The sequence below is a fragment of the Thermococcus sp. genome, assembly GCF_027012695.1.
Lineage (GTDB): Archaea > Methanobacteriota_B > Thermococci > Thermococcales > Thermococcaceae > Thermococcus.
Genome location: NZ_JALUYR010000125.1, coordinates 1 through 7840, shown reverse-complemented (window position 1 = coordinate 7840; position 7840 = coordinate 1). Strand labels below are relative to the sequence as shown.

The window sequence follows — 7840 nt, the reverse complement described above, 5'->3', positions numbered from 1 at the left end:
TTACAAGCTCCTTAAATCTCCCCTGGGAAGAAGGGAATGCCTCCCTGTCAGCCTTCGTCTCCATTCTCCCACCATTTATCGTTCGACCCGGAGATTAAAATAGTTTTGGTGGCCCTGAAGGAAATCACAGCTCCTCTATCCTCGCGTTTCTTATCCTCTTCGAGCCGATGCGGAGCTGTTTAAAGTAGTTTACCTGCTCCTCCGGGAGAAAAGACTCGAGGCTGGTTGATTTAAGGCGCTTCTTTTTCCTCCGGGGAGATTCCTCTGGTTTCATCCTTCCCGCGGCAGCCTTTAGGAACTCGTCAAGGGTTCTGTCCATCGGCGCACCCGGGTTTAATATTCCCGGGACTATAAAGGCTTTTCCCATCCGGGACGCTGGGAAAGGCTTTTAACTCCCCCGGTTTATCAGTGAAAAGAGTAATCCGACGGGTGGTTGCCGTGTGCGGGATAATAGGCTACATCGGGGAGAGGCCGGCCTGCGAGGTCATAGTTAGGGGTCTCAAAAGGCTTGAATACAGGGGATACGATTCTGCCGGCATCGTGACGGAGGAAAACGGAGAACTCTTCATCAGGAAAGGCGCCGGGAGGATAGATGAGCTTACCGGGAAGCTCGGTTTCTTAGAGATGCCTGGAAAGAGGGGCATAGGCCACACGCGCTGGGCCACCCACGGTGTCCCGAACGACATTAACGCCCACCCCCAGCGGGACTGCACCGGTAAAATTGCCCTCGTCCACAACGGCATAATCGAGAACTTCGCCGAGATCAAAGAGGAGTTGCTGAGCAAAGGCCACAGGTTCGAGAGCGATACCGATACGGAGGTAATAGCCCACCTCATAGAGGAGGAACTGAAGTCGAGCGAAAGCTTTGAAGAGGCCATGAGGAGGGCCCTTCTCAGGCTCAAAGGCTCCTTTGCCCTCGGGATAATCTACACGGGTGAACCGGACAGGCTCTACTTCGTCAGAAACGAAAGCCCGCTCGTTCTGGGAATCGGCGATGGCGAGAACTTCGCCGCGAGTGATGTTCCCGCTTTCCTGGAGTACACGAACAGGGCAATTTTCCTCGACGACAGGGAGTACGCGGTCGTTACGAAGGACTCCTACGTCGTCAAGAATCTCGACACAGGAGAAACCGTCGAGAAGCCCATCCACGAGATAGAATGGACCCTCGAGATGGCCGAGAAGGCGGGCTTTCCGCACTTCATGCTCAAGGAGATATACGAGCAGCCGAGGGCCATAAGGGACGCCATTCATGGAAACGCCGATGTTATAAGGACAGTTGCCGAGGAGATAGCGAAGTACGAGAAAATCTTCATAGTCGCGATGGGAACCTCCTATCACGCCGGTCTCGTCGGGAAATACCTCTTTCAGAGGCTCGCAAAGAGGGTCCCCGTGGTGGAGGACGCGAGCGAGTTCCGCTACGAGTTCGATGACCTCGTCGATGAGGACAGCCTCGTTATAGCGATAACCCAGAGCGGGGAAACAGCGGACACGCTCGCGGCGATGAAGCTGGCGAAGAGGAAGGGCGCCAAGGTGCTCGCGATAGTCAACGTCGTCGGGAGCATGGCGACTAGGATAGCAGATTTAACGCTCTACACCCACGCCGGGCCGGAGATAGGCGTTGCCGCGACGAAGACCTACACTACACAGCTGACCGTTCTCACGATGCTCGCCATCGAACTGGCGAGGGTTCTCGGGACTGCAGACGAGAGCTACCTAAACGCGCTGGAGGAGGGCCTAAACGCGATTCCAGAGCTGGTTGAAAGCGTCCTGAAGCACGACGAAAGCCTCAGGGAACTCGCGGAGAGCCTTGTCGACAGAAGGGACTTCTTCTACATAGGCAGGGGGATAAGCGTGCCAACGGCTTTGGAGGGTGCTCTGAAGCTCAAGGAGATCAGCTATATTCACGCAGAGGGCCTGAGCGCCGGCGAGCTGAAGCACGGTCCCCTGGCTTTGCTGGAAGACGGCGTTCCGGTTGTGGCGATAGCCCCGAGCGGGAGAACCTTTGACAAGATGGTCGGCAACATGGAGGAATCCCGCGCCAGGGGGGCGTTCGTCATAAGCCTCGGCGACAGGGGGGAACTGAAGCGCCTCTCGGACGTCCTGATTGAGATGCCCGAAACGGATGAACTTCTAACGCCAATCCTCTACGCCGTCCCCCTTCAGCTCATCGCGTATCATTTAGCGGTTTTGAGGGGCAACGACCCCGACAAGCCGAGGAACCTTGCGAAGTCCGTAACGGTAGAATAACGATAGAATGAGGTGAGGTTTATGAGGACCGACGTTAAGGAGAAGCGGAAAAAGGAAGCAAATAACCTCCGGCTGTCCGGGTACTACCTTCTCTTCAAGAGGTATGGTCTCCCCATTATAGCGCTCCTGCTGGCCTACTGGGGCTTCAAGCTGAGGAACATAACCTCCAACTACAGGACCTTCCTCGACCCCGATACGTTCTTCCACTACGAGATGTACCTGATAGCGATAAGGGAGTGGATCCCGAAGTACTTCGCCTACGCTGAGCCCCCTACCGGGATAAAGGCCACGGGCTACCTCGGTCTCTACACTGTTCAGGCTGCCTTCTACAAGATAACCCACGCCCTCTTTGGCACCGATGTCCTCGGGGCCTTCAAGGTCTGGCCGCCCCTGGTTGGTGCCATGACCGTCATAGCGGTCTACCTCTTGGGAAAGAAGCTCCACTCGGACTGGGCCGGCATCTGGGGAGCGGCGTTTATGGCCTTCTCCTACGCCAGCTTTACCAAGACCATGTCCGGCAACAACCGTGGTGAAGGGCCCTTCATGATGTTCTTCCTCTTCGCGGTCTACTTCCTGCTGGTCTATCTCGATGAGAAGGAATGGAACTGGAAGAGGATAACCGCCGGAATCCTGTTCCTGGTAAGCAGTGTGCTCTATCTCGGAGTGTGGACTGGAGGGGTCTTTGGAGTTGAGATTTTGCTGGCCTTTGCGTTCATAACGGTGACAGTCTTCTTTTTCGTCAACGCGCGGGACTTTCTCCTCCGGTTCACCGGGGATTTCGTGCTCCTCCAGGGCCTTGCACTCGTCCTTGGACTGGTTGCCGCGGAAACCGGGTTCGTCGGAGTCAGGAGTTTTCTGCTCAAAAGTCCCTTTGGGATACCTGGCCTGGTGGCCCTGCTCGTTTACGTGGCCCTCCTCCTTTACCTCAACAGGCTGGGCCTCGACTACTCAAAAACATCCCACAGGGCAGGTGCACTCCTCGGCTCCTGGCTCCTCCTCGGGTTCGCCGGCCTCGGGTACCTCCGCCTTACCGGGACGAGTCTGCGCGGTCTCATAAGCGGTGCCTACCAGTCCAATCCCCTCTACCAGACCGTCGCGGAGCTCGCGAGGACGAGCTGGGGCTACATCAAGAACTCCTTCAGCATACACTACGTCTACGACCCCAACCTGCGAACCTACGTGGGAACGGACGGAGCCCTGTTCCTCCTCTCGGTAGCGGGGTTCCTTATAGTCCTGACCCGTTTTGCAATCAAGCTCATGAAACGGGATATCTCCGGATACAAGGAGGTTTTCATCGTCTCTTACTACCTCAGTTCCATAGTCCTCCTTTCCCTGGCGGTTCGTTTTATCTTCCAGGCCTCTGGAGCAGTAGTTCTCCTGGCGGGAATCGTCATGGGGGAGGTCTTCCTGTACGTGGAGCGCATGAAAGAGAAGACCGGGACTAAGGCCCTCTACGCGGTGCTTCTGATTTTCCTGCTCGTCGTCCCATACGTGGGGGCCCGGGACGTGAAGACCATTGCCCTGGCCTACTCCAGGTCCGGGGGCTCAGTACCCGGGGATTGGATCAACAGCCTCACCTGGCTCCGGGAGAACTCGGATCCGCTCGACAGTGCAACCAGCTGGTGGGACTACGGCTACTGGATCGAATCGAGCCTCCTCTCCCACCGGAGGAGCGCGACAGATGGAGGACACGCCTACGACAGGAGGTACCTCGTTGCGGACTTCTTCTCCCACTACGGAAACGATGCCGAACAGGACTTTGAGGCCTGGGAGCTCAACTACCTGCTGGTCTGGCAGCAGGACATCTTCAAGTTCAACGCAATAAGCTACCTCGGCGGTGCGATAACCTACCACGAATACGGCCATGTCCCCATGTTCCAGCTGGTGCCCATGGAGTACATACAGTTCGTGAACGAGAGCGGTAGGATCGTCGTCTACATAGCCACCCCGGGCGGTAAGTACCAGCCGATGATGACTGTAGACCTCGCGGGCGGCAGGATAATACAGGGCAGGGGGGACATACCCTACGTCCTCTACAACTTCGGAAGCTACGGTCTGCTTGCCTACAAGAAGATCGCCTTCAGCAACTTCGTGAGGCTCGCCTTCAACCTGCCCTATTCCTTCGAGCCCTGGGACGAGCAGAAGCTCTTCGCCAACTTCAGGCCGGTTCACCGGGACGGAGGGGTTTCAACCTACGAGTTCAGGCCCTTCGCGGTTTACAGGATTGACAGGGACCGGAACGACACCTGGGTACCATTCTATAGCACCACCGCCGGCGGAAAGCTCCCGGTTGGTGAGAAAAGACTCCGCCTATGGATTTCGGCCTTTGGAAGGAATGTGAAGAACGCAACACTGGTCTTCGAGGCCTATAATGGCACAGAGCTCGTGGCGAGGGAGATAGTCGCCGAGGGCATAAACATGGACCACCTCAACGAAACGCCGCTCGAAATAACCCTCATGAGGCCGATTCCCAACGCCACTGACTACCGCTTCGTCCTCGTCCAGGATGGGCCGGTGGGTGTGCTCAACGGCAAACCCCTGGTGAACGGAGAGATCGTGGATCCGACGCGCATCCTCGGAGAGGGCCAGAGCGGAGACCTCGAGCTCAAAGCCGCCTTCAGGAGGGACTACACCAGCGTCAGGCTGACCCTCCGCGCGAGCATCGTCTACTACATCGCCCCCAACGGCAGGGATATCTACCGGGACGACTTCTATCTCGACCCGCACCAGGATATCATAACATACATTCCTGTCAAGAATCTGAGCGTCAAAGAAGGTAATAACACCATCACCGCCCACGCTTCGATGCCCGCAGGCCTCTTCGAGAAGTTCATCGAGGGGCTTTACAGGGAGTACGGAAGGGACAAGGTTGTCATCGTCAGAAAGAGGATCGAGCCGATCTTCGTGACGAGAAAGGAGTACGTCGTGTGGGAGGGCTGACCTCCCCCCTTTATCCCCCTCCTGCCGGGGGGAAGATGTGAACGACGTCGTCCTCCTTCAGCTCGGTGTCCAGGCCCTTAAGGTGGAGCACGTTGTGACCGTTGACGAGAATCATGCCGTCTATCGGTTTTCTTTCGTTTATCCGGGGGGTTTCCAGGAGCTGCTTCTTTATCTCGGGAGTGTAGCGTTCGGCGAGATAGTCTATCAGCTCGCGAACGGTTTTAACTCCCTTTACCTCGATCTCCTTTCTCCCCACAAGTGCCCGGAAATTCGCGTAGAACCTCACTTTCATGCTTCCACCGGGGAGGTATCAATGGAAACCCTTAAAGTGATTTCGCCCTACCAACATCGAAGGAAATGAGCGGTCTAACCGTTGAACCCCCTGAGTACTATCCAGTTATCGAGAAGCTTTTCGCCGATGGCCTACGTGAGGCGCTCGAGTCCCTCGGGGTAGAACTCCTTGGGATAAAGGCCGCCGTCGTTCCGCGGGGAAGGGAACTCACGCTGGCTTTTCTGCTGGAGGTCAGCCGGTCGGAGACTTTCCTGCCCGGAGAACTTGATCCCGTGGTCGAGGGTGTACTTGAGAAGCTGGTCGAAAGGGCCAACCGAACCTTCGGGAAGTTCTATGACGTAACCTTCCGGGTGGCCGGGTTCAGGATAATCGAGAGGCCCACTGGGAGGGGAAAAGACAAGCCCGGACTTGTGATCAACTCGCCCGAGGACCTGAGAAAAACCCTTGAGAGACTGGGCAGGGGGCTAATGATATACCTCAAAGATCGAAAGGTGGACTTCAAAACCCTCCTCCTGACGATGCCCTCCGACGGACGGCCTGATCTGAGGATTGTTCTTATACTCTCACGGAAAAGCTCCGACGTCGAGAAGGACGCCCTAGCGGAGAACCTCATAGACAAGGTATCATCCTATCTGCGAACGCTGAACGCCGACTATATACGGCCAGCGGTGAGGGTTCTGGATCCTTCCGATGCCCTCGTTGGGACCGTACTCGGCAGGCTTCACGAAATCGAGCGCGAGGCTGAAAAACTGGCCGAGAGCGAGGAGGTGCGGAAGCTCATCGAAACACTCGGGAAGAGGCCTCCCGGGAATTGACGTAGTCAAGGAGGGGTCTCATGCGTTCCCAGACCTCTTTTATTCCACCGTGACCATCTATACGGACGTATACCCCCTGTTTCCGGTAGAATTTGATTATCGGCTCCATGTTTCTCATGTAAACGTCGTAGCGTTCGGCCACGATCTCCGGCCTGTCATCCTCACGCCTGACAAGGGGTGATCCACAGACGTCACACCTTCCCGGAACCCGCGGTGGCCGGTAGCGGACGTGGTAAACGGCGCCGCACTTCGGACATACCATCCTGCCGGAGATCCGTTCTATGCTCTCCTCCTTCGTTATGAATATCTCCATCGCGATATCTATTGTCAACCCGTGATCGTAGAGGTAGTTCTCCAGGGTCAGCACCTGTTCTGCCGTCCGGGGATAGCCATCAAGAATAAAATTCCGCCGGTGTTTCCGAAGGCGGGATATAACGAGTGTGTTGACGACGGTATCGGGGATGAGTTCACCGCCCTCAAGGTACCTCTTCAGTTCCCTCCCCAGCTCCGTTCCCCGCGCTATCTCCTGCCGTATCAGATCCCCGGATGAAATGTAGGCCAGACCGTAGCGCTCGACTATCGTTCTGGAGTGTGTGGACTTCCCACTCCCCGGTGGACCAAAGACCAGGACGTTCATCATTCCACCACTGCCCCTTGGCTCTCGGCTGTAAAAGGGTTACGGTCAGGGGATGCCGAGCGAATCAAGGTGTATGTTGACACAGGCCACGACGTGGGAGGCCAGGTAACTCCTCCTGCCCACACTCACCCTCTCCGCCACGCCGTCAAGCAGGGCCTCATCCTCCCTCCCCAGACCCCTGTGGTCGCCCAGGACGAAGGCAACGTTTCCCGAAAATCTGACATCCTCCAGGGGTTCCCCCGCCTCGTGAAGATAGTACAGGGTCGAGTTCTTCAGGGTTAATCTGAGAACGTCCTCAAAGGTCCTGTTGCTGACGTAGAGACCTGGATAAACCTCCAGTTCTTTCCCCGGTTCCCGCAGCTTCTCTCCAAGTTCCAGGGCCCTCATTATCAGCTTCGCAGTGCTCCGCTCATCGGGATTGAGCCGAACCCTCAGTTCGGGCCCCTCGAAGCGAAGGGCCTTGGGAGGATTGGGGGGTCCATAGAGGATCAACCAGACCCTGACGTTTTTCCTGAACCCGTGGGAGAGAAGGAAGGCCGCATTGAGAACCCGGCAGAGGACGTCTATTCTTCCACTCGTTCCGGGCAGATCTCTCAGACTGAAATCCGCCTTCGTCCTTCCCTCGTTTGACTTGATTATAAAGGTTCTCATGGCCGAGGTTGGGACGGGAACTTATAACTCTTACCCTATTCTGGTTGAGAGTTCGTAGCTTTTCTCCGGAAGCCTGGAAGAACCTCTCTCCTGGTAAAACCGGCTCCAGAGCCCCCGGGAAGTCTTTAGTAACGTTTTGTTATTATCTCTCAAAAGGTTATGATTTGGTGGGATTTTGTAACGAATTTTTTTCGAAATCTCCAGAAAAGCCCGTGCAAAACCCCTTCCACTCCAAATCCCGCCCAAACCCGATCTTTT

Annotated in this window: 8 protein-coding genes; 3 read left to right on the top strand and 5 right to left on the bottom strand. The window is 56.2% G+C overall.

The window, feature by feature from the left end; translation table 11 throughout:
* Positions 1-124: 124 nt before the first annotated feature.
* Positions 125-319 carry a PCNA-inhibitor gene (locus tag MV985_RS08815; RefSeq protein ID WP_297465423.1) on the bottom strand — a complete coding sequence of 65 codons (195 nt, stop codon included), beginning with the start codon at positions 317-319 and terminating at the stop codon, positions 125-127.
* Positions 320-438: 119 nt separating this feature from the next.
* Between MV985_RS08815 and glmS the strand changes: the two genes are divergently transcribed.
* Together glmS and MV985_RS08805 are read left to right on the top strand one after the other, a co-directional pair.
* The gene (glmS, locus tag MV985_RS08810; protein ID WP_297465425.1) at positions 439-2247 is read left to right on the top strand and encodes a glutamine--fructose-6-phosphate transaminase (isomerizing); all 1809 of its coding nucleotides are present in this window, start codon (positions 439-441) and stop codon (positions 2245-2247) included.
* Between the two features lie 21 nt (positions 2248-2268).
* Complete coding sequence (locus tag MV985_RS08805) at positions 2269-5187, top strand: STT3 domain-containing protein (protein WP_297465421.1); 2919 nt, start codon at positions 2269-2271, stop codon at positions 5185-5187.
* Between the two features lie 10 nt (positions 5188-5197).
* Here MV985_RS08805 and MV985_RS08800 read toward each other — a convergent pair whose 3' ends face one another.
* A complete protein-coding gene (locus MV985_RS08800) occupies positions 5198-5479 on the bottom strand; it encodes a ubiquitin-like small modifier protein 1 (protein WP_297465419.1) in 282 nt (93 codons plus the stop codon).
* Between the two features lie 65 nt (positions 5480-5544).
* On the opposite strand from MV985_RS08800, the gene MV985_RS08795 reads away from it, so the two are divergent.
* Complete coding sequence (locus tag MV985_RS08795) at positions 5545-6294, top strand: hypothetical protein (RefSeq protein ID WP_297465416.1); 750 nt, start codon at positions 5545-5547, stop codon at positions 6292-6294.
* Here the strand turns inward: MV985_RS08795 and MV985_RS08790 are convergent.
* The 3 genes from MV985_RS08790 to MV985_RS08780 all read right to left on the bottom strand — a co-directional run.
* Positions 6257-6931, bottom strand: coding sequence for an adenylate kinase (locus MV985_RS08790; protein ID WP_297465414.1), 675 nt, complete (start codon positions 6929-6931; stop codon positions 6257-6259). The genes MV985_RS08795 and MV985_RS08790 overlap by 38 nt on opposite strands.
* A gap of 45 nt (positions 6932-6976) precedes the next feature.
* The gene (trmY, locus tag MV985_RS08785) at positions 6977-7582 is read right to left on the bottom strand and encodes a tRNA (pseudouridine(54)-N(1))-methyltransferase TrmY (RefSeq protein ID WP_297465413.1); all 606 of its coding nucleotides are present in this window, start codon (positions 7580-7582) and stop codon (positions 6977-6979) included.
* 30 nt (positions 7583-7612) lie between these two features.
* Positions 7613-7840, bottom strand: a 228-nt coding sequence (locus MV985_RS08780; RefSeq protein ID WP_297465411.1) for a hypothetical protein, incomplete at its 5' end; no start/stop codon positions are given.

Bases quoted from the DNA above. Each gene is read 5' to 3' on its own strand.
- MV985_RS08815 (WP_297465423.1), bottom strand. From the start codon at position 319: ATGGACAGAACCCTTGACGAGTTCCTAAAGGCTGCCGCGGGAAGGATG.
- MV985_RS08805 (WP_297465421.1), top strand. From the start codon at position 2,269: ATGAGGACCGACGTTAAGGAGAAGCGGAAAAAGGAAGCAAATAACCTC.
- MV985_RS08800 (WP_297465419.1), bottom strand. From the start codon at position 5,479: ATGAAAGTGAGGTTCTACGCGAATTTCCGGGCACTTGTGGGGAGAAAG.
- MV985_RS08795 (WP_297465416.1), top strand. From the start codon at position 5,545: ATGAGCGGTCTAACCGTTGAACCCCCTGAGTACTATCCAGTTATCGAG.
- MV985_RS08790 (WP_297465414.1), bottom strand. From the start codon at position 6,931: ATGAACGTCCTGGTCTTTGGTCCACCGGGGAGTGGGAAGTCCACACAC.
- trmY (WP_297465413.1), bottom strand. From the start codon at position 7,582: ATGAGAACCTTTATAATCAAGTCAAACGAGGGAAGGACGAAGGCGGAT.